Raw genomic sequence first — 26,451 nt, 5'->3', positions numbered from 1 at the left:
TCAGGATTCCTCCTTATACCAGGAAATAAACGCATCCAATGACTCCTGGTCCTGAACGGCAAACGTTTTTGTTCTCCGGCTAATTTTTCTAACCAGCCCGCTTAATACTTTCCCATTCCCCACTTCTACAAATGCATCGATGCCTTCATTTAGCATATGCCGGATGGATTCCTCAAAACGGACAGGTGAATAAAGCTGTTTCAGTAAAAGTTCTTTAATCTCATCGTTATCTGTCACGGGTGCAGCTGTTACATTAGCATAAACAGGAACGCTTGCTTCCGTGATCTTGACCTCGTCCAACTTCCTGGCAAATTGTTCATTGGCGGATTTCATCAGCCGGGAATGAAATGGTCCACTCACATTTAGTGGCAGGACACGTTTTGCGCCACTCTCTTTTAATTTCGCCGCCGCCTCGTCAATTCCTGCTTTTGTACCGGAAATTACAATTTGTCCCGGACAATTCAAATTGGCGATATCAACTATTTCGTCATCGGATAATTCTTGTAAAACCGTCTCAATATCTTCTTGCTTCATTCCCAATACGGCAGCCATCGCACCTTTTCCGGCCGGATATGCTTCTTCCATTAATCGACCGCGAGTATTCACTAATGGCAGTGCATCTTCCAGTGATAAAGCACCGGCTGCAACCAGCGCACTGTATTCACCAAGGCTATGCCCCACCGTCATTACTGGTTGAATTTCTTCTTTGATTAGCAACGTATGGATTGCAATACTTGATAGTAACAGTGCTGGTTGCGCATTTTCGGTCAAGGTCAGGGTTTCTTCTGGTCCATTAAACATAAGATCTGACAATGAGAAACCCAATGCCTTATCCGCATCTTCATATAATGCTTGTATTTCCGGATACTGATCGTAAAACACTTTGCCCATTCCGACAGTTTGTGAACCTTGACCTGGAAACATAAATGCTACACGTTTCATTTAATTTCCTCCTTCTTCGTTGGCAGAAACGATTGTTTGCTTAATTGTATCTGTTACATGGTTATCAATCATATGGCTCGCTTGTTTAATTGCATTAAATATAGCCCTGCGATTTGAGGAGCCATGTGCTTTAATCACCGGGGCGGCCAAGCCAAACAAACCAGCACCGCCATATTCCGAATAATCGAGTTTCGTTTTAAGTCCTTTCAAATCCTGTTTGACCATTGCTGCCGCAAGTTTTGTTTTAAATGAGGACATAAATGTTTGTTTAATCATCGAAAACATGGAAAGTGCGGTACCTTCCACTGTTTTTAATGCAATATTCCCACTGAAGCCATCGGTTACGACTACATCGGCAACACCGTTTAAAATATCCCTGGCTTCCACATTGCCGATAAAATTAACCGGAGCCTCTTTTAACTGAATAAATGCTTTTTTTGTAAGATCGTTTCCTTTACCATCTTCCGTTCCAACATTCAAAAGTCCAACTGTTGGATGATTAATCGAACGGACTTTTTCAGTATAAATCGATCCCATAATGGCATATTGTACTAAATGGTGTGCTTTTGCATCAACATTTGCGCCTACATCCAATAGTAAAAATCCTTTTCCGTCAATGGTTGGCAGTGTCGGACTTAATGCCGGGCGGTCAATGCCGGGAATACGGCCAACAACAAACAAGCCGGCACTCATTAATGCCCCGGTATTCCCCGCTGAAATACAGGCATCCGCACGTTGTTCCTTCACCTCTTTGGCCATCAATACGAGCGAGGAATTCTTTTTCCGGCGAACGGCCCGGACTGGCTCATCTTCACCTGTAATAACCTCGGTAGTATGAATCACGTTAATGCGGTCATTAGTTAATATGGGATTGATTTTTTCCTGATCCCCAATTAATGTAATCTCTAAGTTGTCGATTTCCTTGATGGCATCCATTGCACCAAGTACAATTTCTTTTGGTGCATGGTCACCTCCCATCGCGTCAATTGCTATTTTCATCTGACCTGCTCCCTTTTTGTTTCCTGTTTAACATACTATGAATGTTTGTATACCCTGTTATCCATTTGATCGGTACATATGAAATGATCCGGTAAACACGATTTCCTGGTCAACAAAACTATTAACAAGTACTGTCGTTTGACCATTATCCTTTACCTCTTCAACAAATGCTTTGGCAACAACACGTTCCCCTTCCGTTACCTGTCGAGTAAATTTCAATTCAGACTTGGCGGTTAATGCCAGGTCATCATTGATAACTGCTACTGCAAGTGAATTGGCCTGGGCAAACAAATGATGTCCACGAGCAATTTTATTTCGGGAAAAAACATGTTCGCGTTTAATTTTTAAAATCGAAATGGCGCGCTTATCCAATTCTAAATCAATAATTTCTCCGATTACTTCATCCAGCGGCAGTGCCTTCACCGTTTCATTCCACTGATTAGCCGCAACCGAGCGGATTCGTTTGCGCACCTCCGGAATAGCAAGTTCCATGCGATCCAGACGAATGGTTTGAATGCTGACGGAAAATATTTGCGATAATTCCTCGTCAGTGATAAACGGTGTATGTTCAATTGTTTCTTTCAATAAACGTTGTCGTTCTGTTTTCGTACGTTTCATTTCGGACACCATCCACTACTATTAGTCCTATTCACCCATACCGATTTAGAATTAGGACTTGGTACTAATAGTAATATATAATACCACTTTTTATTTTGCAAGAATTTGTTAATCAAGCTTTTTTGAGAAAACATCATCTTGCATAAGCATTGCTTTCAAACGAGAAAAGGTATCGCGTTCCAACAAATTGGCTTCAATAATCTCCTGGGCATCATTTCTGGCTGTTTCCAATGCACGGTAATCATGGATCATATCAGCAACCTTAAATTCGGGAACGCCGCTTTGTTTTTTGCCAAAGAAATCACCTGGACCACGAAGCTTTAAATCTTGTTCCGACAGTTCAAAGCCATTATTGGTCTCAGTCATAATCCGCATTCGTTCCTTGCCAATTTCTCCTTTAGGCTCGGCAATCAAAATACAATAGCTTTGCTTATCCCCCCGGCCAACCCGCCCCCGTAATTGATGTAGTTGGGACAAGCCAAATCGTTCCGCATCATAAATAACCATGATGGTGGCATTGGGAACATTGACGCCAACTTCCACTACAGTTGTCGATACCAATACTTGAATCACGTTTTCGGCGAACTGCTTCATTACCGCCTCTTTCTCATCCGGATGAAGCCGGCCATGCATCAAACCGACCTTGATAGACGGTGGATAAAATGCGCGTAGTTGTTCATATAAATCGACAGCATCCTGAATATCCAATTTATCCGATTCCTCAATCAATGGACAAATCACATAGGCCTGTTCCCCATAAGAAATCCGATGTTGAATAAATTGCAGGATTCGCTCCAAGGTATTTTCCTTTGCCCAGTAGGTTGCAATTTCTTTTCTCCCTGAAGGCATTTCGTCAATCACCGAGACATCCATATCACCAAACGAGGTAATAGCAAGTGTTCGCGGTATCGGTGTCGCCGTCATGAATAACACATCGGGATGAAGACCTTTGTCCCGTAATGTCCGCCGTTGTTCCACACCAAACCGATGCTGCTCATCAACGATAGCTAGTCCCAAATCGGCAAAGAACACATCATCCTGGATTAGGGCATGGGTTCCAACAATAATATCAATATCAGCTGCTTCAATTGCCGCAAGAATCTCGTTGCGTTTTTTTCCTTTTACGGAACCGGTTAATAGTGCAATATTTGCTTTTTCCCCGAACAATTCACACAGGGATGCATAATGCTGTTCCGCCAAAATTTCGGTCGGCACCATTAATGCCCCTTGTTTGCCAGCAGTTATTGATCCATACAGACAAATGGCGGCAACAGCTGTTTTTCCGGAACCAACGTCACCTTGCAGTAACCGGTTCATACGGTATGGTGATTTCATATCCGTCAAAATCTGGTTAAGTGATCGTTGTTGTGCCTTGGTAAGGGAAAACGGGAATTGATGAATGAATGCTGCCAATTCTTTCGTATCATAATTTTGGGCATTTCCCTGAGTTGCCTCCCGCTTCATTTTCCGTAATAACTGCATTTTTAATTGAAACAACAGAAATTCTTCATATGTAAAACGGCGACGTGCATGTTTAAGTTTGACACGATTTTCCGGATAATGCATGGTGCGTAATGCACTTGCACGATCCGGCAGTTTATAAGCATCCAAATAGCTCGTTGGTAAAATTTCCTCCACATGGTCACCATAATCATCAAGCGCCTGTTTAATTACCTTTTTTAACCGTATATTTGTTATGTCGCCTTTTAATGAATAAAATGGCTGGATGGTGGCTTGCTGGTCTACATGGCCTTTCTTATATTGACTGACAGTAATTTGCAAGCGATGCGCATCCCATTTTCCAGTAAGCGTCATGATATCATTTGGTTGAATTTGTTTTTTGGCAAAAGCCCGATTAAACATGACCGCCTTGACCGCCACCCCTTCCACTTCCAAGGTAAAAGCAAGCCGGGATTTCCGTTTTCCATAAAAAGTGAGGGAAGGTGGATGAATCACCTTCCCCTCAATGGTTACCTTATCATCATGGATTAATTCCTGAAGTGGTTTGATTTCAAACACATCGTATCGATAGGGAAAATAAAACAATAAATCTTCTACCGTCTTAATGTTTAGTACGGCCAAATCTTCGGCAAGTTTTTCGCCCACACCTTTAATTGTATCTATGGTTTGTTTTAACAATGGATATCACTCTTTCGCTGTAAGAAGAAAGTATAATTCATTACGTTCTATTCCGCTTACGCCTTTGTATCAGCCATACCAAAAATTTTTTCTTTCATCGCTTGACCTGTTGGGGTCGCAGCCAGGCCGCCTTCTCCTGTTTCACGTAAAGCGGTTGGCATCGTTTTACCAATCCGGTACATGGCACCGATTACTTCATCACATGGGATCCTGCTGGTTACTCCGGCAAGCGCCATGTCGGCGGACACAATAGCAAGTGAGGATCCCGCGGCATTCCGTTTGACACATGGAACCTCAACCAATCCGGCAACAGGGTCACAGACAAGGCCGAGCATGTTTTTCAGGGTCATTGCAAATGCATCAGCCGATTGTTGTGGCGTTCCACCAGCCATTTCCACAATCGCCGCAGAGGCCATTGCACCTGCTGAACCCACCTCCGCCTGACAGCCGCCTGCAGCCCCGGAAATAAAGGCGTTATTGGCCACAACAAAGCCAAATGCTCCAGCCGTAAATAAATAGCGGATCATTTGTTCACGGGTTGGATTTAGTTGATTTTTTACTGCAAATAGTGTACCCGGCACACAGCCCGCACTTCCAGCGGTTGGTGTTGCACAAATCGTGCCCATCGCTGCATTCACTTCATTCGTCCCCATTGCCTTACTGACAGCATCAAGCAATAAATTTCCGGAAAGCGGTGTCTTTTCCCGCATATAGTTTTGAATTAATACTGCATCCCCACCCGTTAACCCGGTTACCGACTCCACACCTTCCAATGCCTGATCAATGGCATTTTCCATCACTTGAAGATTGTTTTCCATATTTCGAAAAATCTCGTCTCGGGAAACATTCTTCACATCCATTTCCTGACGAATCATTACTTCGGAAATTAATATATTATCTTGCTCAGCTTGTTCTACTAATTCAGCAACTGTACGAAACATGAAACCCACTCCTTTCCCTATTTAAGAATCAATTTTTGCGATTTGCAAGATGTGATCGGCATTCTCCAGTTCTTGCAATATCCAATCCTCCATATTCTGATCTACCTCAATAACCATTAAAGCTTCTTTGCCGACATCTTTCCGATTCACTTCCATATGCCCAATATTGATTTCATGTTTTGCCAGGATTCTGGTTACCGAAGCAATCGCCCCGAATCGATCATTGTGCATAATTAGAATTGCCGGGTGATTGCCGGACAGTCGCAATTCAAATCCATTTAATTCGGTTATTTCTACTTTTCCACCGCCAATTGAAATACCGACCAGTTCCAGTTTGTCTGCATCATTTCCAATTATTAATCTAGCTGTATTGGGATGGTGCGCCTTTGCATCATCTTCTATAAATTCTATCTTGATATTTTTCTCGTGGGCAATATCAAGTGCTTTACTCATCCGGGGATCGTCTGTATCAAATCCAAGTAGTCCACCGGCCAAAGCAAAATCGGTCCCGTGCCCCTTATATGTCTTGGCAAAAGATTCGTATAAATGGATTTTCGCCCATGTTGGTTCTGCACCAAACAAATTACGGGCTGCTTTGCCGATCCGGGCAGCACCTGCTGTATGTGAGCTGGATGGTCCAATCATTACCGGACCAATGATATCAAACACTGAGTTATATTTCATTGATCAACACCACCTAATTTTTTGCGTCTATGTTTCTATTGTATATTATAACAAAAAATACTATGATAATCATTGTTTAGATTATGCATAGTATCCATAGTTATCGCATCGTCTGATCTTTCCAACTATTTATTGATCATGTAAATGTATTTTAATGCTAAACAAGCTTTAATTAACCAAACTTTTTCCAGCTTTTTTTGCTCCAGTAGATTTTGTCAGGCCTGGTCGATTTAACCGAAAGATAGAAATGTCATGGTCGGTTTTCCCCGAGACAGCCAATTGTGATAAAATCTCTCCTACTACACTTGCAAATTTAAATCCATGTCCAGAGAATCCGGCCGCAATGGAAATATGAGAATGCTCCGGATGCTTATCAATGATAAAGTGACCATCCGGGGTTCTTGTATACATACAGATGACACCTTTTTTCAAAGCTCCTGATGCTTTGGGCATGAATTTATCCAAGAATTCGCGTATATGACCTTCATCTGTTTCTTTAAACCCGAATTCACGATTCATTGTGTCTGGATCAACCGCATCAACATACTCATGTCTTCCTACCTTGACACCGCATCCGCCAAACGTTGGAAAACCATAATATATCGCTCTGTTATTACCGTTTGGTACTTCAACCATAAATGTAGGGAATTCGTTCGCATGGAATAATGTTTCATTAGGCTCAAACCACGCAACAGGCTGACGAGTTGGAACAAGTGGTAAATCGAGTCCTACTTTGGAAGCCAATTTTCCACTCCAGGAGCCAGCACTGATAATTAACCTATCTGCAGTAAATGTTCCCTTCCCGGTAATTACTTTTACGGAATCATCATACACCTTAATGTCTTTTACGGGATCATTTACAGAAAACTCAGCTCCATGAAATTTCCCCAGTTCCCGGTATGCCTGGATACAGTTTTCACTAAACAAAAATCCTGAATTTGGCTCATAGAAAGCCGCGTAATCATCTGGTACATACAAGCCCGGAAAACGTTCATTTAGCTCCGCTCCAGTGAAATGCTCGACATCCAAATTATATTCTTTCCCACTGGCAATCGCCTCATCAATAAATGGGGCATTTCCTTTTACCCCAAAACCCATGGCGCCGGACTGCAGAAAAATTTTATGGTGTGTCTTTTTTTCCAATTCATCCCATAACACTTGTGATCGAAGTGCCAGGGGAACATACTCTCTCCCTTCTCCGTATGCGTGACGAATAATTCGGGTATCGCCGGCATGACTGCCCTGATCATGCGGCGGATCAAAGGAGTCGATAAGTAAAACCTTTACTCCTTGCCTGGCTAAATAATATCCTGCAGCCATTCCCATGGAACCAGCACCAACTACAATAACATCATAATGTTTCGTCATCGTTTCCACCTCGTATTTAATTTTGGACTTTAGTAAACGCTTGCATAATAACCACTGTTTCGTGTTTCACCAACATATTCTGGTTACTGTTATTTCCCAGCTAGAAAATAGTATCATAATTAAATGGTCAATATTTATTATATGGATGATCTGCCGTCTAGTATAATGATGGAAATAGATGTCTCCCATCAGCCTTACTGATTCACGAACGAAATAATCCATATGATTACTATGATAATTTGCACATTTGAGTTTAGAGAGGTATCTCTCACCTTATGTTACTTTTCGTTTCAAGCGACCTTCCATTTTTAATTTTTTTATCCTCGATAACATTATTTATGCTTTTTATAATCATTAAAGCTAATAAGAGTATCCCCACGTATCCGTTAATTACATAAACAATATTTACAAGCCTGTCAAACGAGACATATAATCCAACAAAAGTTCCTATTACTGCTAGTATTAGCGTAACATATTTAAACTTACTACTCTTTTCATTTGCAATTTTGGATGAAACTGTCCAAAGCAGCGGCACAGCTGTTGAGTAAATTGCTGCTAAAACTATCAATGAAAATATTATTGCTATACTGGGATGGATGTTTTCTGCTAAAATTAATGAGGGCACTAAAGATCCTTCGACTTGCTGAATATTTGCCATAAGTCCCAAGGATACCACTATGATAGCTGCTGAAAAACCAAGTGCTCCAAAAATTGCACCAAGAGATGCTGTTTTCTTGTTTACTGCTGTTGCTCCCATTGTAGACAAAAATGCAGCCAGCCACAGCATACAAAATCCTACATATGAACCTGCTGCGAACAGCCAATTACTTGATGCCTGCAATAAATCTAAATGAGGTATGATCTGATTTGCCAGACTTAAACCAGAAGGATTCATGATAATAGCTGATATTCCCAATAATATAGCTAAAACACATATTGTTGGCCCAATCTTACCGATTACATCAACTATTCTGTTAAGTCCAAATACCACTGTAACCCCGGCAAGTAAGGCCAATCCTATACCACCTATTGAAACCGGAAGTTCAAATTGCTGTCTTACGGTGGCTCCGGCTCCTCCAATCATTACAATAAAAGATAGATAAATAAACAATACTGAAAAGTAATCAAAAAATTTACCTATTGTCTTTCCGCAGTAATATTTGTAAATGTCATTAGGTTTCGGAAATCTGTACTTATACCCCGTTACTATAAAACTGGTTCCAACATACATGAAAAGGAGGAAAACTGCTATTGCTCCAGTAATACCCATATATCCATATGCAACAAAATACTGCATGATTTCCTGCCCTGTTGCGAAGCCCGAGCCTATCAAAATGCTATAAAAGCTCCACTAAAAGCAATAACTTGTTTAACGTTCACATTATTACTGTTCATATACGTCCATCCCACTTTCTTTTTAAGTATAATATCAGACCCTAAAAAACCCCTCTCATTTCAGCATTCATATTGGAATAAGTATGGAATGCTCCTTTTAATCATAAATAAATTGTAGTGTTCGGAAACTACCTATTGTAGCTTGTTTAATATTCAAAATTATTATAAAATGAATTTGACCGCTTGTATAATGATTAGATAAGATGTCTTGTATCACTGAAACAGAATGGGTGTAATTGGAATAATTAGGAGGGTTGTAAATGGAAATTAAAGACTTGCTTATTTTTCAAAGTGTTGCTCGTAATGGCAGTATTAGCAAAGCCGCGGAAGAGCTAAGCTACGTTCAATCACATGTAACAGCCAGAATTAAGTCATTAGAATCTCATTTGCAGGCACAATTGTTTCAGCGACATAGTCGGGGAACTACGTTGACTTCTGACGGAAAAAAACTTTTAGCATACACAGAAAAAATATTGTTCATGCTGGACAAAATGGAAGAAGCATTTCAGGAATTGGATAATCCGAAAGGTACCCTCGAAATTGGGACAGTAGAGACCGTAGTGAAACTTCCGATGATTTTATCCGCCTTTCACAAAAATTATTCCAATATTGATTTATCACTTAAAACCGGCGTCACAGAAGACCTTATTGATCAGGTTTTACGTTATAAACTTGATGGAGCTTTTGTTACTGGATTTGATATACATCCCGAGATTAAGCAAGTTGAAGTTTTCCAGGAAAAACTGGTTTTAATTTCTGTTAATGAAGAGGTCACTTTTAATGATCTAAAAAACAAACCACTTTTGGTTTTTAAATCAGGATGTAGTTACCGCAACCGATTGGAAAGTTTCCTGCGCAATGAGGGCGTAATAAACGCCAAAGCAAAGGAATTTGGAACTATGGAAACGATTTTGGGCAGTGTGATTGCTGGTCTTGGCATTAGTCTGGTTCCCCATTCGTCCGTTAGCCATTTGGAATTGATAGGCGCCATCCAATGCCATGAAATTCCAAGCAAGTATAGTCAAATTACCACCACGTTTATACACCGAGCTGATACCTATCTAACCAATGCGATGGAAAAATTCATCGAGACCATTCATGAATTTACAAATCATGTCCAACATCCAATGATTAAACCGGTTTTTAACGATCTCAATTTTGAACAACTTTTTGATCAAGGATCCCAGAAAGTTAGATAATCTACTTCAAATTATCACTTATCACAGAAACTGAATGGGGATTCTGTATAAATACAGGGTATCAATTCAGGTGATAACAATTATCAATTTTAGCTATTTTACCAAAACAGCGTTCTCACCTATGATATAAGTAGTAGCATGCTTCTTTGAAAACGAAAGCATATTTTGTAAAGGGGGACGTTATAAATATTTTTAAAACATAACCATCGAATCCAAATACAAACTATGAAGGAGGAATGTAAATGGTAACGGCCAACAGAGGTGTAGTTTATAAACAACCAGGGGTAGTTGAGGTCGAGTCAATCGATTTTCCTGAGCTCATGTTAAAGGACGGACCCGGGGTTAACCCACTTAACGTTGGAAGAAAGTGTGAGCATGGTGTCATTTTAAAGGTCATCACAACTAATATTTGCGGAAGTGACCAACATATGGTACGTGGTCGAACAACTGCCCCGTCCGGACTTATACTCGGTCATGAAATCACAGGTGAAGTCGTGGAAACAGGGCGCGATGTCGAGTTTATTAAAAAAGGCGATTTAGTTTCAGTTCCATTTAATATTGCTTGTGGACGCTGCCCGAGTTGCCGGAGACAAGATACCCATATTTGTGAAAATGTGAATCCGGATCGTCCCGGTTCCGCGTATGGATATGTTGACATGGGTGGCTGGGTAGGTGGCCAGTCTGAGTATGTCATGGTTCCATATGCCGATTTTCAACTATTAAAATTCCCTGACAAAGATCAAGCAATGGAAAAAATTCTTGATTTGACGATGCTTTCGGATATTTTTCCAACCGGTTACCATGGAGCTGTAAGTGCCGGAGTAAAACCCGGATCATCCGTATACGTTGCTGGTGCTGGTCCGGTTGGATTAGCTGCTGCACATTCTGCTCAATTATTGGGTGCTGCTGCCGTTATTGTCGGTGATATGAACGAGGAGAGACTAAAGCAAGCGGAAAGCTTTGGATGCGAAACCATCAATTTACGGGTACATGATGATATTGGAGAACAAATTGACCAAATTCTTGGTGTTCCGGAAGTAGATTGTGCCATTGATGCGGTTGGTTTTGAGGCAAGTGGGCATGGAGAAAACGCTGGCGAAGCTCCAGCAGCAGTACTAAATTCAGTAATGCAAATTACTCGTGCGGGCGGCGGACTGGGAATCCCGGGGCTTTATGTAACCGGTGACCCTGGTGCAGAAGATGCTGATGCTAAAGAAGGAACACTCAAAATCAGATTCGGATTAGGCTGGGCAAAAGCACATACTTTTGTCACCGGTCAAACGCCAGTAATGAAATATCATCGTGATTTAATGAAGTTGATCTTAAGTGATCGTGCACAAATTGCCAAGGCTGTTAACGCCACAGTCATTTCCTTGGATGAAGCTCCAGAAGGCTATAAGAAATTTGACGGAGGCATTGCAAGAAAATTCGTCATTGACCCGCATGGATCATTAAAGTAATTTTTTCGCAACATGACTAATTATTTAAAGTTGGAGGAAGATAATGATGGGTATGGTAAATTTGGATTTAGCAAAACAGCTAATTGACGGTGCTGAAAAAGAAGCACAAAAGATTGGCGTAAATATGGTTATTACTATTTTGGATGAAGGCGGAAACCTAATTGCCGTCCATCGTATGGATGATGCCTGGCTCGCAAGTATCGACATTTCCCAAAACAAAGCATGGACTTCTGTTGCTCTAAAAATGCCAACTTCAAATTTAGCAGAAGCTACCGTACCAAACGCCGAGCTATATGGAATTAATACAACTAATAACGGTAGAATTGTTGTATTTGGTGGCGGCTATCCACTTGTCCAAGATGGAAAAGTTGTTGGGGCTGTTGGTGTTAGTGGAAGTTCTGTAGAGCACGATTGTCAAGTAGCACAAGCAGCTGTCAATGTTTTTGATAGCTTAAATGTTGGTGCCGGACGATAATTAATCGAAGCTTACAAAAAGATATACAGGAAACCTATAAACAAAAATGATACCTTATTCGTTTCTCGCAAGAATTTAAAAAATTCGCCTTTCTTAAAAGGCGAATTTTTAGTTTACCGGAAACACAGTATTTATTCCACGGACAAAATATACGAATAAATCGGTTGTTTTCCATTATGCACTTCGATTTCGATGTCTTCATAAGCAGCTTCCAGATCGTTTACCAATGACGTTACCTCTTCATCGCTAACGTCTTCCCCCTGCAAAATGGTGAGAATCTCATCATCATCGGTAATCATTTCTTTTAACAAGGCTTTGACCGTCTTTGATTTGTCCTTATCGGTTGCCTTAATTTCTCCATCGGCAATTCCCATAAAGCTGCCATTCTCAATCGTTATCCCGTCAATTTTTGTATCTCGAACAGCATATGTAACCTGTCCCGATTTTACTTGTTGGCCTGCCTGTTCCATGAATTCTTTATTTGCCAATATGTCTTCACCTGGATGGAATGCTAACATAGCACCAATCCCTTGAGGAATTGTTTTTGTTGGAACCACCGCAACGTTATCTTCTGCAAGTTCAGCTGCTTGCTCTGCTGTCATCACTATGTTTTTGTTATTCGGTAAGACCAATACGTTTTTGGCATTGGCCTTCGCAATCGCATCGGTAATATCCTGAGTACTTGGGTTCATCGTTTGTCCACCTTCAATGACAACTGTCGCCCCGAGACTGGTGAATAATTCCTCAATCCCACTTCCCATTGCTACCGTTACAATTGCAAACTCCGCTTTTTTAGTTGAAGCCGGTTTCTCTTGCTTTTCCCCAACAATTGCCGTATGCTGCTCCCGCATGTTCTCAATCTTCATGTTAATCAGGCTGCCATATTTCTGACCAATCGTCAGTACATAGCCTGGATATTCGACATGCACATGGACTTTTGCGATTTCATCATCCGCGACAACAAGCAGAGAGTCCCCGTGTTCACTCAATTCATTACGGAATGTCTCCTCATTAAATGGATGTTTGTTTGTTTTTTTCTTATCAAATTTAACCATGAACTCGGTACAATATCCGTATTTAATATCCGATGTATCCATAAAATCCTGGGCCAACTTATGGTGCTGTGCATTCACCATTTCGTCCATTTCGGATTCACTCACTTCTTCTTCAGGGAGCTCTTCTCCTTTTAACGCAGCAAGAAAACCTTCATAAATAGTAACCAATCCCTGTCCGCCCGAATCGACCACTCCGACTTCCTTTAATACTGGTAAAAGCTCGGGTGTTCGTATTAATGATGCCTTAGCCTCCTTAAGAACATGTTCCATTAAAACCACAATATCTGTTGTCCGCTCAGATTCAGTCAAGGCCACTTCTGCAGCATCCTTGGCGACCGTCAAGATGGTTCCTTCTACAGGCTTCATCACGGCTTTATATGCGGTCCGGACGCCCTGTTCGAACGCATCAGCCAAATCTTCGGATGACAATGTTTGTTTTTTCTCCATACTTTTCGCAAAGCCGCGGAACAATTGTGACAGAATAACCCCTGAATTACCTCTTGCTCCCATCAGCAAACCTTTAGCGAAAGCATTAGCCACTTCCGAAATTGCCTCCGCCTCAACCTTTTTTACTTCATCCGCACCCGAGGTCATGGATAAATTCATATTTGTTCCAGTATCACCGTCCGGGACCGGAAATACATTTAATGCATCAATTTTTTTGGCGTTATTCGTTAAATGGTGTGCTCCAGAGAGTACCATTCGTGCAAATGTCTTGCCATCTAACGCTCGTACCATACCTGTTCCTCCTTCATTACCAAAAACCAACCTTTATGAACCTATTGCAAGAGGAAAAAGGTTAATCCCTGGCGACACGAACTCCTTGGATATAAATGTTAACGGAATCAATTGATAATCCTAATGATTGGTTTAATGTATATTTTACTTGTGATTGAACATTATGAGCAACAACTGATATTTTCGTGCCATAACTTACAATAATATACATATCAATATGAAGCCGATCTTCTTCCTGCCTGACAACGATCCCTTTGGAAAAGTTCTCTTTCCGAAGCATTTCAGCCAAGCCATCCTTAATCTGACTTTTGGATGCCATTCCCACTATACCGTAACACTCGACAGCTGCACCACCGGCAATTGTTGCTATTACCTCGTTCGTGATGGTAACATGGCCATCGTTCGTATTAAGTTCTATGGACATGATAATCCTCCTTTAATACCCGTATCATATCGATAGTTTACTACAATCGATTCATTTTTGAAAGCGTACCCTTGTCCAAATGACGCATTTAACAATGAATGAATTTTTTCTAATTGTCAAGCTTTCTTTCGGCACAAATTTAAGTTTGTATTGCAATGAAAGAGTACTTGTGATAAATTGAATAAGTATGAAAAGAAATGACACATGTAAACAGTAAGGAGGGATTTACATGTCTAGAAAATGTGTTGTAACTGGACGTCAAACTCGTAGTGGAAACAATCGTTCACACGCAATGAATGCCAATAAACGAAATTGGAAAGCTAATGTACAAAAAGTTCGTGTTATGGTAGACGGAAAACCTAAACGTGTTTATGTTTCTGCACGTGCCCTTAAATCAGGTAAAGTAGAACGCGCATAACATAAAGCTTAGCATCAGTTTGACTAGCAAAAAGGCACTCGTCATGCATAGAGTGTCTTTTTCTGCGTTTAGGAAATTATCTAAAAACGCCAGTGGATTACTTTGCTATTTGAATGAGCCCCATCCAGCTCAGCGGCGTATGCACTTTTCCTCTATATAAAATTTCCGGACAAAAAACTAGCTTCTGCCAACAAGATTGACAAAAGCTAATCTCACTCTCATTTATCTCTCTTAAAAACACCAATACAAGCTCGAACTATTCCGCCAATAAACTTTGGGAGTTTAATCGTATAAAATTTCAATGAGTCCCCTCCTCTGATAACAAACGCAGCTAACTTTTTTAATGCACATCATTAATGGCGTCATGACTCTTTATTACTAATAGTATGCCTGCCCTAAACGAAAAAGTACCATTTTTTAAAAGAAGCTTGTTTGATATGCAGCGTGTAGATCCCCATGAAATAGTCTCATTGGTAAGCGGATAATAAAAACCCTCTAATGATAAATCTTGAACCTCTTTGGTGAATGGGACAAATGAGACATAAGGATAGGTATCATCATTGGTAATGGTGTGACTGCCGGGTTTTTCCATATGAAGTTGATTGCTGGCATCAACAATGAAGGCAAGAATCTCTTTTTCCATGATTGTATATAATGTTTGGATATTAATCAGGAAATGATCAAGTCTGCCACCAGTTACGCCAAATAAATAAATAGTTTCCGGGTTTAGTGTATATGCCTTTTCGAGTGCCAGTTCCAGATCTGTCAAATCTTTTTCACTCGGATATTGCTCAAATACCCGTACCTGCCGTTTGACCAGTTGCCGTTCCACCTTTGTTAGTGAATCGAAATCCCCCACGGCAATGTCAGGTGTAATCCCATTAAGGAGTAAATGGTGTGCACCACGATCGGCCCCAATCCATTTATCTATTTTTCCGGTAAACAACGACAAATCCGGCAGCAGTTCCCAAGGGCCATTAGCAACAATTGCAACAGTCGTCATAGCTTACACCTGTTCCATGGTCGCATTCCGAATTGCTTCCATAGCCTGTCTGCGATCATTCTTGTTGAAAACAGCGCTACCTGCAACCAATACATTTGTACCCGCATCTGTACAACGCTTGGCAGTTTGTGAATTCACTCCTCCATCCACTTCAATTTCAAATGTTAAACCCAGCTCTTTTTTCCATAACGCAACTTGTTTTATTTTCTCAACCACACTGTCAATAAATGTTTGTCCACCAAAGCCAGGATTGACTGTCATCAATAATACCAAATCAATGTCTGTTAAAATACTCTTAATCATCTCTGCCGGTGTTGCCGGATTCAGTACGACACCTGCCTTTACCCCCTGATCCTTAATTAATTGAATCGTCCGGTGCAGATGCGTACATGCCTCCTGATGGACAGAAATGATCGATGCCCCTGCCTTGGCAAATTGTGGAATATACGTATCCGGATTTTCAATCATCAAATGAACATCCAATGGCAGGGATGTGACTGGCTTTATTGCCTCAACAATTAATGGCCCAATGGTTATATTCGGTACAAAATGGCCATCCATCACATCAACATGAAGATAATCTGCTCCTGCCTTTTCTACGTCCTGAATTTCCTCTCCAAGCTTTGCAAAATCAGCGGAAAGAATAGAAGGTGCCAGTTTCATCATCGTTTTAATACCTCGGCTTTCTTGAATTTATTTCTTCATAAAACTGTATATAGTGTTCATAACGGAATTTGGTTATGTCTCCATCGGCAACCGCCTGTTTGATGGCGCATTTTGGTTCTTTGTAATGCATACACCCCCGAAATTTGCAGTTCTCTTTCCGGCTGCGAAATTCCGGGAAACAGTCTGCCAGCTCATCAAGATCGATATCCTGAAAATCTAGTGAGCTAAACCCTGGTGTGTCGGCAACCAGCCCATCATAAACATCTAAAAGTTCCACATGCCTTGTCGTATGCTTTCCTCTCCCAAGACTTTTTGAAATATCTGCAGTCTTCAAAAGCAAGGAAGGGTTCAGGACATTGAGCAATGATGACTTGCCGACCCCCGATTGCCCGGCAAAAACAGTCACCCGTCCGGAAAAATACGTTTTTAATCGTTTTAATTCGGCTGGATCATTGATTGACAATAATTCAACCGGATAACCGATCTGCTTGTAGGCCATTTGATATTGCTCAATGTCCCGCCTTTGTTGATCACTGACTGCATCCATTTTCGTGATAAATAATACCGGCTGGATGCCTTTTGCCTCGATCAGCACAAGAAAACGGTCAAGTAGTAATGGGTTAAAATCTGGCATAATGGCGGAACTGACAATGATGGCTTGGTCAATATTTGCGATTGGCGGTCGGACAAGCTCATTTTCTCTTGGCTTGATGTCCTGAATGTAGCCCTCATCAGGATTATCTGCGGAAAATGAGACAAAGTCACCAACTAGTGGACTGATTTTTTTGTTGCGAAAAACCCCACGGCCTTTGCATTGGTAAATGCCATCTGATGTTTGCACATAATAAAATCCACTTAGTGCTTTAATAATTCGACCATTTGCCATTTATTCACCCTCTTCATAGGTAACAGTTTTATTAATCACGACTTCTTCATCTCTGACCACTTTATATTCAGCTTTATCATCAGGTGCGATCGTTAATGTAATCGTAAACTCTGTATCCTTTGAAATTGTTTCTTGTTCCGCGACTTCGGACATGGAATGATTCATATCATCTATATATATTTTTACCGTTTGCTCTTTTTTCTTATCCTGATCAACTTTTTGATCTTCATCATGTACCACATCCTGATCATCCCCGTCATCCTCATCTTCCTGATTATCCTGGTCGGCCTGATTTGCCTCGTCATCCTGATCGTCTTCACCATCTGATTCATCAGGGTTATAAGCAACGGTAAATGTTACTTTTTTGGAAACGGGCGGTTTTTCTTTTGGTCCGGTTGAAACATAAACATCAACCGTTGCCCCCTCTGCCAACTGTGTACCCGGTTCGGGATCCTGTTTGATGATCTCTCCTTCAGGCACGGAATCAGAATGTTCTTCTTTGACGTTCATCTTAAAATTCTGTTCATCTAAATAGGATTCGGCCTCTTGTTTGGTCATCCCCTTTAAATTGTTTAACGAGGTTAATTCGGGTCCATTACTATATTCGAATATAACTCTTGTTTCACTGGGAACAACTTTATCATTTTCATTCGGCTGTATTTGTGTAATAATTTGTCCTTCTGGTTTGTCAGAAAACTCTCCATAACCAATAACCTGAAATCCATCTTCTTCCAGTAAATCTTTGATTTGGTTATAATCTTCGCCAACATAATCGGCAAATGCTGTTTTTTCCTTGCCCTGACTGACAAACACGGTGACAGTGGAACCTTCTTTTATCGTTTTACCTGCCTTGGGACTGGTTTTGACGACGGCTCCTTCCTCGATATCGTCATCATAGACCAGCTCTTTTTTGTGTTCCAGCTTCAATTTATCAAGTTCGGTGATGGCATCTTCATATTCCATATTGGCAACCTTTGGTACATTAACATCCTTAGGCTGCAAAAATTTTGCGATCGCTAGTGTAGTCGTACCGAGAACAAGCAGAACCAATAGGATAATCAGAAGAATCGGCCATTTTCGTCGCTTTTTCTTGTTTTTACCGTTTTTCTTGGCTTTTTTAGACTTCTTGTCCATGGCTGGTTTATCTGGCTCATCATCGGCATAAGGTTTTGTGTTTCCATCTGTTTGATGAACAATGGTATCCTGATTTGTGGAAGGTCCCATTTGGTCGTCTGTAATGATCGGAATCGCTTTTGTTTCTTCACCAGCTTCCTCTGGCGGCACATATTTGTCTTCGTTTAATTTTTCGGGATCCAATGCTGTCTCCAGTGCATTCTCCATCTCATAAACCGTTGCATAGCGATGAAATGGATCTTTGGCGGTTGCTTTCAGAACAATATTTTCCACACTTTGCGGGATATCCTGGTTAAAGCGCCTGACAGATGGTGTATCATTTTGTAAATGTTTCAAGGCAACTGCAACAGCCGATTGACCGGAAAATGGCAAGCGTCCTGTTAACAGTTCGTACAAGACAATCCCAAGCGAATAAATGTCCGATTTCTTAGTAGCCATCCCGCCGCGCGCTTGCTCTGGTGATAAATAATGCACCGAACCGAGGATCGAATTAGTATGCGTTAATGTTGTTGCACTTAATGCAACCGCGATGCCAAAGTCGGTTACCTTTACCTGGCCATATGTATCGATCAAGATATTCTGCGGTTTGATATCCCGGTGAACGATATCATTTTCATGGGCATGGGTAATCGCTGAACTGATTTGTTTCATAATATCCAAGGATTCCTTGACGGAAATGGGGCCGTTTTTCTGTATGTATTCCTTCAATGTCATCCCATCCACATATTCCATCGCCATATATAACATGTGATCTTCTTCACCGACATCATAAATGTTAACAATATTTGGATGAGAGAGGCTTGTTGCTGACTGTGCTTCACGATGGAATCGGGCAATAAATTCTTCTTCGTTTGCATATTCCATCCGCAGTGCTTTAATGGCAACATCGCGATCCAGGATGATATCTCTGGCCAAATAAACATTGGCCATTCCGCCACCGCCAATTGTCGTCTTAATTTTGTACCGTTCATTTAAAACATGTCCATCTAACATGTTGTTTCACCATCCTCAGTGGAGACATCATGTTGGATGAGAATAAGCGAAATATTATCTTCGCCCCCTAAATTATTGGCCGTATCAATCATTTGCTGACCTGTGTCAACCATACTTTCGCCTTTTCCCATTATTGCAGCCAGTTGTTCGTCGGTTAGCTTGTCTGTCAAACCATCTGAACACAATAATAACAGGTCCCCCTGCTCCCACCCCAGGCTTTGAACATCCGGTTCCACTTGCGCCTCAGTACCAACGGCTTTAAGAACTACATTTTTCTGCGGATGATATCTAGCGTCCGCTTTGGAAACCTGACCGGATTTAACAAGCGCATTAACAAGTGAGTGATCTTCCGTAACCTGGCTGAGCCCATTATCGTTAAGCAGATAGCATCGACTGTCTCCAACATGGGCCACTGTAAAAAATTTCGATGTACAAACGGTTATCACGATGGTTGTTCCCATTCCCTGACAGGTATCATGTGCTTGTGCATGGTCAAATATAGCTTGATTCATCTCCTCAATGGTTTCAGCTAACCAGCTTTCTACACGGCTTGGTGTGGAGAGCTGGTCACATGTTTCCCATTTCTGCTGGATGTGATTGATCGCCATTTGACTAGCCACATCACCAGCCTTATGACCGCCCATTCCATCGGCAATAATCGCCAGAAATTGGCCATCCGCATTAAAGTAAATACCACCAGAATCTTCATTATGGTTCCTGACTTTTCCCCGATCCGTCAAAAAACGTCCTTCCACATCGCTCACCCCTTTTCAAACCAGATGCTACTACTCAACATTATGCCATGAAATAGCCGATAATAGAATCATTTTTGTCATCTTTTTTGCATGTTCAGCACATATGTGCCACTAACCGGACACTTCCGCTTTTCTAAGCCTTGTCAGAAAAAATCCGTCTGTTTGGAATGATTGCGGAAAAATCTGCAGTCCATAACGGGTAATCCCTGGCGATTGTTTCAGAGGCTCTGGTAATTCAGCAAAAAAGCTGTCATCAATGGCAAAATTGGGGTTCTGGTGTAAAAATGCCTGGACTACACCTTCATTTTCCGTTTGATCCACTGTGCATGTGCTATATATTAATTTTCCATCCTTTTTCAGTAATGGTGCGACCGACTCCAAGATTTCCAGTTGAATGGTGGCAAGCCGCTCAATATCTGCCAGGGTTTTATTATACTTTATTTCCGGTTTTCCGCGAATAACACCTAATCCGGAACACGGCGCATCAACCAGAATCCGGTCAAAACTTTCAGCTGCATGCTGTGTCCCCAATTGTCTGGCATCCGCCTGATTAGCACGGATAATGGATAAGCCAAGCTCAAGTGCCTTTTGGTTCACCAGGTTTGCTTTTTTCTTATGGAGATCGTAAGCATACAACTTCCCTTGATTTTGCATTTTTTCTGCCATATGAGTTGCCTTACCGCCTGGAGCACTGCAAGCCTCAAGAACATCCATACCAGGCTTGGCATCGATCATTTCCCCGACTAACATCGAGCTTTGATCCTGGACAGTAACCAGTCCACTGGAGAATAATTCGGTTTTTAAAATATTCCCCTTATCTACAATGATTCCTTGTTCCGAAAAAACGGACGGACGGACCTCCAGACACTGCTCTGTCAGCCTCCGGATTGCTTCCTGTCTGGATAACTTAAGTGGCTGAATTCGAATAGCGCTTGGTTTATGGGAAACATTCGCCTCACACATCTGCTGCGTTAATGCTTGACCATACATAGAGATCCAGCGCTTGACGAGCCATACCGGATGACTTGTTTCCACTGCAATTCGATCTACAGTATCAGTAAGCGTTGCCGTATCCGGTACTCCTTGCCGCTGAATACTGCGAAGTACACCATTTACGAGTGAGGCAACACCCTTATGCCCCCGTTTTTTTGCAATCTCAACCGCTTCGTTAATAATCGCATGATCAGGAACCTTGGATAAATAAACGATTTGATAAACCGACATCCGTAATAACATCCAAGCCCAGGGTGCAATTTTTTTCTTGGAATGTACAAACGTATCCAGGTAAAAATCCAGGGTCATTTTTCGTTGGATAGTCCCGTAAACAATTTCTGTCAGCAGCCCTTCATCTTTCGGGTCAACTTTTCCACTCTTTAGCTTGTTGTCAATTACCAGATGACTATATGCCCCGTCTTTATCCATCCTAAGCAATATATCCAGGATAACTTCCCTTACATTATTCATCTGATGTGTCTCCCATTTTGGTTCCCGTTTTGATACGATCTGCTGAACCTCTTAGGTATTGGGCAACAGTCATCCGTTTTTTTCCCGCCGGTTGGATTTCCTTTACATAAATAGCCTGTTGATTTCCGCAAACGACGGTAAACCCATCCTGATCTACTCGGACAATTTCACCGGGTTGCCCTTGGTACTCCTGATGATCCGGCTCTCCCCACCATATTTTCATCGGTTTATTGTTATAAGTGGTAAAGGCAACCGGCCAAGGATTTAACCCCCTGATTTGGTTATAGACAACATCATTACTGTTTGACCAATCGATTTTTTCTTGCTCCCGTTTAATATTTGCTGCAAATGTTGCCAGTTCCTCATTTTGTGGTTGCGGTATGATTGTATGGTCAGCGAGTTTTGGCAATGTTTCCAGCAACAAATCCGCGCCGGCTAGTGATAATTTATCATGTAACTTGCCAACAGTATCATTATCGGCAATGGCAACTTTTTTTTGCGTCAAAATATCACCGGCATCTAATTTTTCCACCATATACATGATGGTAACGCCGGTTTCTTGTTTTCCTTGTAAAATCGCATAATGGATTGGAGCACCACCGCGCAATTCCGGTAACAGAGAGGCATGGACATTAATGCAGCCAAACGCTGGTACCTGCAATAGTTCAGCGGGCAGGATTTGTCCATAAGCAGCTGTGACAATTAAGTCTGGCTGGCAGTCGATAATCGGCTGGAAATCATGTTTTAATTTCTCCGGTTGAAAAACAGGAATTCCCAATTTTTCAGCAGCGTCTTTTACGGGTGAGGCGGTAAGCGTTTTTTTTCTCCCCTTGGGCCGATCAGGTTGGGTGACAACTAAAGGAATATCATAATCCGCTTTTACCAGTGCTTCAAGAATCGGCACCGAAAAGTCCGGTGTTCCCATAAATACAATACGTTTCACTAAGCATCCCTACTTCCTACATCAGTTGATACGGCTGCATGTCCACCGTTATCTTCAGATCATCTTTTCTAATATCCTCATCAAATTGCTGGATAATTTTCCGGATGAGGTTCCGTAATTGTGGTTCATGCTTGTATTTTATCATGCATTGATAACGATATCTATCTTTCATCCTGGCAATTGGTGATGGTGTCGGACCAAGAATGACCGTTTTTTCATTTACATGTTTGCTTAATAATTGCACCATTTTTTGCGTTGTTTGTACTACTTTTACACGATTTTCATGGGACACAGTTAATAACGCCAAAAAAACATATGGCGGATATTGGAATGTTCTGCGTGTGTTCATTTCCGTTCGATAAAATTGCAGATACTCGTATGTGCTTGCAAGTGTAATACTATAATGTTCCGGTGTGTAGGTTTGCACAATGACCTCACCGGGCAGTTCATGGCGCCCGGCCCTGCCACTTACTTGCGTTAATAGCTGGAACGTTTTTTCTGATGACCGAAAATCTGGCAAGTGCAACATCGAATCCGCCGTCAAAACACCAACAAGGGTGACATTTTCAAAATCCAGCCCCTTGGCAATCATTTGCGTTCCCAATAAAATATCGGCCTGTCCATTGGCAAATTTCGTTAATAGTTTTTCATGTGCCCCTTTTCTTCTGGTTGTGTCGACATCCATGCGTATGACCTTTGCATCAGGAATCAACTGTGTCAACGCTTCTTCTACCCGTTGCGTTCCCGTTCCAAAATAACGGATTAAATCACTTTGACATTCTGGACAGAACATAGGCATAGGTTCTTCATAGGAGCAATAATGACATTTTAATTGATTGCTATTTTTATGATAAGTTAACGCAATATCGCAATGGGGACACTCTTTCACATGCCCGCATTCCCGACACATGACAAAAGTGGAATACCCCCGGCGATTTAACAGCAGGACAACTTGTTCTCCTTTTTCGATACGCTGTTCAATTTTTGCTTTTAAATCATGGGAAAACATAGTACGGTTACCAGCGTGCAGTTCCTTACGCATATCAACAATTTGTACATCCGGCATCCCTTGATCATTTGTACGCTTCGTTAATGTAGCAAGTTGATATACCCCTTTTTCGGCTCTGGCATAGGATTCAAGCGTTGGTGTTGCACTTCCCAGGATGACCGGGCAGTGGTGGTTTTTGCCACGGTAAATTGCAACATCCCTGGCATGATAACGCGGCTGATCCTCCTGCTTGTAGCTTGTCTCATGTTCTTCATCGATAATCACTACGCCAATATTCTCAAAAGGCGCAAAGATGGCAGACCTGGCTCCAACGACAACCTGAACTTCTTTACGTTGAATCTTCCGCCATTCATCATACTTCTCCCCAGCTGACAATCCACTATGCATGACCGCGACATTGGCGCCAAACCGTCCTTTAAACCGATGGACCATTTGTGGTGTCAGGGAAATTTCCGGAACGAGTACGATTGCTTCTTTTCCCTTTTCAATGACGTCCTGGATCGTTTGTAAATAAATTTCCGTCTTTCCACTACCGGTTACACCATGTAGCAAAAATACATCATGTTCGTTTTCGGCAATTTTATGTTTGATTGGCCGAATCGCCCGTTCTTGTTGATCGGTTAAGGTTAAGGGGCTGGTTTGGACAATTTGCGTATCATCATATGGATTGCGAAACACTTCCACCTTTTTGGCAGATAGCAGCTGTTTTTCAATCAATTTGTTCACGGTTTGTGTGGTAGTTTTAAATTGCTTTAATAGTTTTGTTTGTTCGACTGGTTCCGGGTGTTCACTAAAAAATAACAGCAAATCCCGTTGCTTTGCCGCATTTTTAGCTAAATCATGAATCGCTTCCTCAAGCAAATAGGAATCCTTATTCGCCTCAATCATGGTGACATATTTCTTGGTAATCCTGGATTTGACCAGGTAATTAATCATGATATCACCAGCTGAGATGGCATCACGCACATGGGCATAAGAAACCGGACCATTGGTGATTTCGTCATATGCTATTGTATCCCGTCCAGCAAATACAGTCTCCAAATCCGGCGCTAATTCGCCTTGTGTTAAGCGAACAAGTTCTTTTTTATATTGTGACTTCAAAACTTGCGGGAGCATTGCCTGATAAGTAGTAATATAAAGACTCAATGTTTCTTCAGCCAGCCATTTGCCAAGATCAAGCAGTTCATCGGTTAGTACAGGCATTAAATCAAGTACATCAATCAATTCTTTTAGCTTTTTAAACGATGACTCTTGTGCAAATCCGACGACATATCCCATGACTCTTCTTGGACCAAAGGGAACAATTACGCGCATACCGGTTTGCAGTATGTCCATAAACCGCTCCGGAATCAAATAATCAAAAGTTTGGTTGATGGATCCTGCCGGGACGTCGACTATTACTTTGGCTATCTTCACTTGGAACCATCCTTCATATCCCGGCTGATGAAGGAAATAATCTTATCCGCAATATCCCGTTTGGATGATAAGGCTATTTCTTCTGTTTGCATTTGTTTATTGATGTAAGTGACAACGTTTGTATCACCTTCAAAACCGGCGCCGGCAGCTGATACATCATTAATGACAATCGCATCCAATCGTTTCTTGTGCAATTTATGCATACCATAATCAAATGCATCAGTTGTTTCCGCAGCAAATCCAACTAAAAATTGATGGGTTTTTTCTTCACCTAGTGATTGTAAAATATCCTTCGTTCTTTCCATTTTAACCGTCCATTCCCCATCCTGTTTTTTCATTTTTTGATCATACACCTGTTTGGGGCGGTAATCAGCAACAGCTGCAGCCTTGATTACAATATCGCTCTCTGCAAAATATCGATGCATTGCTTGAAACATCTCTTCTGCGGTTGTAATATCAATGCGATGAATATTTGAGTGGTTTGTCCTTTCCTGTGTTGGACCAGTAACAAGCGTAACCGTTGCACCTTGATAAGCGGCAGCCTCGGCCAGGGCAAACCCCATTTTACCCGAAGAACGGTTGGTAAAATAACGTACCGGATCAATTTGTTCCCTTGTCGGACCTGCAGAGACCAATACGTTTTTACCCGTCAATATACCAGATTCTGTTTGGTGCCGGTCCACTGTTTCGATAATCATTTCTGGTTCCTCGAGCCGCCCTTTACCAACATAGCCACATGCTAAATAACCTGCACCTGGTTCAATAAAGTGGTAACCCCAGTCAGCAAGTTTTTGCATATTTTCGATCACTGCGGGGTGTTCATACATGTGAACATTCATCGCCGGGGCAATGTATACCGTTGCTTTTGTTGCTAACAGGGTAGTTGACAACATATCATCGGCGATCCCATGGGCTAATTTGGCAATGATGTTTGCGGTTGCAGGGGCAATGATTACAATATCCGCCCAATCGGCAACATCGATATGGGCAATTTTTTTCACATCTTTTTCGTCAAACGTGTCGGTATATACCGGGTTTCTGGATAATGCCTGAAATGTTAACGGGGATACAAACTTTTGGGCATGATCAGTCATCATCACTTTTACATTGGCACCTGCCTGGGTTAATTTACTTGTTAATGCACACGCCTTATACGCGGCAATTCCCCCAGTAACCCCCAACACAATATTCTTATCCTGTAGCATCACGAAATCCCCTTTTCAAGTTCAATAAAAAATGACCTATATGTGCGTGTTCAAAAAGGAGGATAAAAAGGACCGAGAAGTTCTAGGCGGCGTAGCTTTGAGCACCGGAGTGTACATAAAAG

Annotated in this window: 24 protein-coding genes; 4 read left to right on the top strand and 20 right to left on the bottom strand. The window is 41.6% G+C overall.

Annotation, left to right across the window (positions count from 1 at the left end; translation table 11 throughout):
- The 8 genes from fabD to ABRT01_RS09620 form a co-directional block, all read right to left on the bottom strand.
- A complete protein-coding gene (gene fabD, locus ABRT01_RS09655; protein ID WP_269409269.1) occupies window positions 1-942 on the bottom strand; it encodes an ACP S-malonyltransferase in 942 nt (313 codons plus the stop codon).
- Window positions 943-1,941: a phosphate acyltransferase PlsX gene (gene plsX, locus ABRT01_RS09650; RefSeq protein ID WP_269409270.1), complete on the bottom strand. Its 999-nt coding sequence runs from the start codon at window positions 1,939-1,941 to the stop codon at window positions 943-945.
- 57 nt (window positions 1,942-1,998) lie between these two features.
- Complete coding sequence (gene fapR / locus ABRT01_RS09645) at window positions 1,999-2,559, bottom strand: transcription factor FapR (protein ID WP_269409271.1); 561 nt, start codon at window positions 2,557-2,559, stop codon at window positions 1,999-2,001.
- A gap of 108 nt (window positions 2,560-2,667) precedes the next feature.
- Window positions 2,668-4,698 carry an ATP-dependent DNA helicase RecG gene (gene recG, locus ABRT01_RS09640; protein ID WP_269409272.1) on the bottom strand — a complete coding sequence of 677 codons (2,031 nt, stop codon included), beginning with the start codon at window positions 4,696-4,698 and terminating at the stop codon, window positions 2,668-2,670.
- Between the two features lie 56 nt (window positions 4,699-4,754).
- Window positions 4,755-5,639 (bottom strand): L-serine ammonia-lyase, iron-sulfur-dependent, subunit alpha, encoded by an 885-nt coding sequence (sdaAA, locus tag ABRT01_RS09635; RefSeq protein ID WP_269409273.1) that lies wholly within the window; start codon window positions 5,637-5,639, stop codon window positions 4,755-4,757.
- A 21-nt stretch (window positions 5,640-5,660) separates the two neighbouring features.
- Window positions 5,661-6,323, bottom strand: a complete 663-nt coding sequence (gene sdaAB, locus ABRT01_RS09630) for an L-serine ammonia-lyase, iron-sulfur-dependent subunit beta (RefSeq protein WP_269409274.1) — start codon at window positions 6,321-6,323, stop codon at window positions 5,661-5,663.
- A gap of 168 nt (window positions 6,324-6,491) precedes the next feature.
- Complete coding sequence (gene solA, locus ABRT01_RS09625) at window positions 6,492-7,691, bottom strand: N-methyl-L-tryptophan oxidase (RefSeq protein WP_269409275.1); 1,200 nt, start codon at window positions 7,689-7,691, stop codon at window positions 6,492-6,494.
- Window positions 7,692-7,959: 268 nt separating this feature from the next.
- A complete protein-coding gene (locus ABRT01_RS09620) occupies window positions 7,960-8,988 on the bottom strand; it encodes a YkvI family membrane protein (RefSeq protein ID WP_269409276.1) in 1,029 nt (342 codons plus the stop codon).
- A 358-nt stretch (window positions 8,989-9,346) separates the two neighbouring features.
- On the opposite strand from ABRT01_RS09620, the gene ABRT01_RS09615 reads away from it, so the two are divergent.
- The 3 genes from ABRT01_RS09615 to ABRT01_RS09605 all read left to right on the top strand — a co-directional run bounded on the left by ABRT01_RS09615 (window position 9,347) and on the right by ABRT01_RS09605 (window position 12,220).
- Window positions 9,347-10,285, top strand: a complete 939-nt coding sequence (locus ABRT01_RS09615; protein ID WP_269409277.1) for a LysR family transcriptional regulator — start codon at window positions 9,347-9,349, stop codon at window positions 10,283-10,285.
- 242 nt (window positions 10,286-10,527) lie between these two features.
- Window positions 10,528-11,745 (top strand): formaldehyde dehydrogenase, glutathione-independent, encoded by a 1,218-nt coding sequence (fdhA, locus tag ABRT01_RS09610; RefSeq protein WP_269409278.1) that lies wholly within the window; start codon window positions 10,528-10,530, stop codon window positions 11,743-11,745.
- Window positions 11,746-11,791: 46 nt separating this feature from the next.
- On the top strand, window positions 11,792-12,220 hold the full coding sequence (locus tag ABRT01_RS09605) for a GlcG/HbpS family heme-binding protein (protein ID WP_269412548.1): 429 nt from the start codon (window positions 11,792-11,794) through the stop codon (window positions 12,218-12,220).
- A 131-nt stretch (window positions 12,221-12,351) separates the two neighbouring features.
- Here the strand turns inward: ABRT01_RS09605 and ABRT01_RS09600 are convergent, their stop codons facing one another.
- Both ABRT01_RS09600 and ABRT01_RS09595 read right to left on the bottom strand, forming a co-directional pair.
- Window positions 12,352-14,013: a DAK2 domain-containing protein gene (locus tag ABRT01_RS09600; RefSeq protein WP_269409279.1), complete on the bottom strand. Its 1,662-nt coding sequence runs from the start codon at window positions 14,011-14,013 to the stop codon at window positions 12,352-12,354.
- Between the two features lie 61 nt (window positions 14,014-14,074).
- On the bottom strand, window positions 14,075-14,437 hold the full coding sequence (locus ABRT01_RS09595; RefSeq protein ID WP_269409280.1) for an Asp23/Gls24 family envelope stress response protein: 363 nt from the start codon (window positions 14,435-14,437) through the stop codon (window positions 14,075-14,077).
- A gap of 229 nt (window positions 14,438-14,666) precedes the next feature.
- Between ABRT01_RS09595 and rpmB the strand changes: the two genes are divergently transcribed.
- The gene (rpmB, locus tag ABRT01_RS09590) at window positions 14,667-14,855 is read left to right on the top strand and encodes a 50S ribosomal protein L28 (RefSeq protein WP_269409281.1); all 189 of its coding nucleotides are present in this window, start codon (window positions 14,667-14,669) and stop codon (window positions 14,853-14,855) included.
- A gap of 218 nt (window positions 14,856-15,073) precedes the next feature.
- Here the strand turns inward: rpmB and spoVM are convergent, their stop codons facing one another.
- From spoVM to coaBC, 10 genes are all read right to left on the bottom strand, one after another.
- Window positions 15,074-15,157, bottom strand: a complete 84-nt coding sequence (spoVM, locus tag ABRT01_RS09585; protein ID WP_367746943.1) for a stage V sporulation protein SpoVM — start codon at window positions 15,155-15,157, stop codon at window positions 15,074-15,076.
- 38 nt (window positions 15,158-15,195) lie between these two features.
- Window positions 15,196-15,858, bottom strand: coding sequence for a thiamine diphosphokinase (locus ABRT01_RS09580; RefSeq protein WP_269409282.1), 663 nt, complete (start codon window positions 15,856-15,858; stop codon window positions 15,196-15,198).
- 3 nt (window positions 15,859-15,861) lie between these two features.
- Entirely contained in the window at window positions 15,862-16,524 is a 663-nt protein-coding gene (rpe, locus tag ABRT01_RS09575) for a ribulose-phosphate 3-epimerase (protein WP_269409283.1), read from the bottom strand.
- A 4-nt stretch (window positions 16,525-16,528) separates the two neighbouring features.
- Window positions 16,529-17,410 (bottom strand): ribosome small subunit-dependent GTPase A, encoded by an 882-nt coding sequence (gene rsgA / locus ABRT01_RS09570; protein ID WP_269409284.1) that lies wholly within the window; start codon window positions 17,408-17,410, stop codon window positions 16,529-16,531.
- A complete protein-coding gene (gene pknB / locus ABRT01_RS09565) occupies window positions 17,411-19,537 on the bottom strand; it encodes a Stk1 family PASTA domain-containing Ser/Thr kinase (protein ID WP_269409285.1) in 2,127 nt (708 codons plus the stop codon). It lies immediately after the preceding gene.
- A complete protein-coding gene (locus ABRT01_RS09560) occupies window positions 19,531-20,292 on the bottom strand; it encodes a Stp1/IreP family PP2C-type Ser/Thr phosphatase (RefSeq protein WP_269409286.1) in 762 nt (253 codons plus the stop codon). Before ABRT01_RS09560 ends, pknB begins: the two co-directional genes overlap by 7 nt.
- Before the next feature lie 111 nt (window positions 20,293-20,403).
- Window positions 20,404-21,756, bottom strand: a complete 1,353-nt coding sequence (rsmB, locus tag ABRT01_RS09555; protein ID WP_269409287.1) for a 16S rRNA (cytosine(967)-C(5))-methyltransferase RsmB — start codon at window positions 21,754-21,756, stop codon at window positions 20,404-20,406.
- Window positions 21,749-22,699: a methionyl-tRNA formyltransferase gene (fmt, locus tag ABRT01_RS09550; protein ID WP_269409288.1), complete on the bottom strand. Its 951-nt coding sequence runs from the start codon at window positions 22,697-22,699 to the stop codon at window positions 21,749-21,751. The genes rsmB and fmt overlap by 8 nt, the downstream gene beginning before the upstream one ends.
- 16 nt (window positions 22,700-22,715) lie before the next feature.
- Window positions 22,716-25,124, bottom strand: a complete 2,409-nt coding sequence (gene priA / locus ABRT01_RS09545; RefSeq protein WP_367746907.1) for a primosomal protein N' — start codon at window positions 25,122-25,124, stop codon at window positions 22,716-22,718.
- Complete coding sequence (coaBC, locus tag ABRT01_RS09540; protein WP_269409290.1) at window positions 25,121-26,329, bottom strand: bifunctional phosphopantothenoylcysteine decarboxylase/phosphopantothenate--cysteine ligase CoaBC; 1,209 nt, start codon at window positions 26,327-26,329, stop codon at window positions 25,121-25,123. The genes priA and coaBC overlap by 4 nt, the downstream gene beginning before the upstream one ends.
- Between the last annotated feature and the right edge of the window lie 122 nt (window positions 26,330-26,451).

It is taken from the genome of Lentibacillus sp. L22, assembly GCF_040812445.1.
Classification (GTDB): domain Bacteria; phylum Bacillota; class Bacilli; order Bacillales; family Amphibacillaceae; genus Lentibacillus_C; species Lentibacillus_C daqui.
This window is presented reverse-complemented; position numbering and strand designations above follow the sequence as displayed.